Source organism: Streptomyces sp. a15 (assembly GCF_059026085.1).
This window is the reverse complement of record NZ_JBWLKM010000234.1, coordinates 1-1,310: the sequence shown is the minus strand read 5'-3', so window position 1 is coordinate 1,310 and position 1,310 is coordinate 1. Positions and strand designations below refer to the sequence as shown.

At 68.7% G+C, this 1,310-nt stretch carries 1 protein-coding gene; it reads right to left on the bottom strand.

Annotation, left to right across the window (positions count from 1 at the left end):
• Positions 1-1,310, bottom strand: a 1,310-nt coding sequence (locus AC5P09_RS51835) for a PEP/pyruvate-binding domain-containing protein (protein WP_493880613.1), incomplete at both ends; no start/stop codon positions are given.

Below are 1,310 nucleotides of genomic sequence, written 5' to 3'. Positions count from 1 at the left end.
ACGACCCGTCGATGGAGATCAGGTCGCCCTCCTCCACCACGTGCCCACCCGGCACTGTCATCCGACGCCGCTTGGTGTCGACTTCCAGTTCCTCCGCGCCGCACACGCACGTCTTGCCCATGCCGCGCGCCACGACCGCCGCGTGGGACGTCTTGCCGCCCCGCGACGTCAGAATGCCCTCCGCCGCGATCATGCCGTCGAGGTCGTCCGGGTTGGTCTCGCGGCGGACCAGGATGACCTTCTCGCCGGAACGCGACCACTTCACCGCGGTGTACGAGTCGAAGACCGCCTTGCCGACCGCCGCGCCCGGCGAGGCCGCGATGCCCCGGCCGACCTTCTCCACCTTCGCGTCCTCGTCGAAGCGCGGGAACATCAGCTGCGCCAACTGCGCGCCCGTCACGCGCTGGAGCGCCTCGGCCTCGTCGATCAGGCCCTGGTCGACGAGCTGGGTGGCGATACGGAACGCCGCTCCCGCCGTGCGCTTGCCGACGCGGGTCTGGAGCATCCACAGCTGACCGCGCTCGATGGTGAACTCGATGTCGCAGAGGTCCTTGTAGTGGTTCTCCAGCGTCTCCATGATCTGCATCAGCTGGTCGTACGACTTCTTGTCGATCGTCTCCAGCTCGGCCAGGGGGACGGTGTTGCGGATGCCCGCCACCACGTCCTCGCCCTGGGCGTTCTGGAGGTAGTCGCCGTACACGCCCTGGTGGCCGCTGGCCGGGTCGCGGGTGAAGGCGACGCCCGTGCCCGAGTCCGGGCCCAGGTTGCCGAACACCATCGAGCAGACGTTGACCGCCGTGCCGAGGTCGTGCGGGATGCGCTCCTGGCGGCGGTAGAGCTTGGCGCGGTCGGTGTTCCAGGAGTCGAAGACCGCGTGGATGGCGAGGTCCATCTGCTCGCGCGGGTCCTGCGGGAAGTCCCGGCCGGCCTCGGCCTTGACGATCTTCTTGAAGCGGGTGACCAGCTTCTTCAGATCGGCGGCCTCCAGCTCGGTGTCGACGGTGACCTTCTTGGCCGCCTTCGCCGCCTCCAGCGCCTCTTCGAAGAGGTCGCCGTCGACGCCGAGGACGGTCTTGCCGAACATCTGGATGAGGCGGCGGTAGGAGTCCCAGGCGAAGCGGTCGTCGCCGGCCTGCTTGGCGAGGCCCTGGACCGACTTGTCGGAGAGGCCGATGTTCAGGACCGTGTCCATCATGCCGGGCATGGAGAACTTGGCGCCGGAGCGGACCGAGACGAGCAGCGGGTCGTCGGGCTGGCCGAGCTTCTTGCCCATGCGCTGCTCCAGCGCGTCGAGGTGCGCACTCACCTCG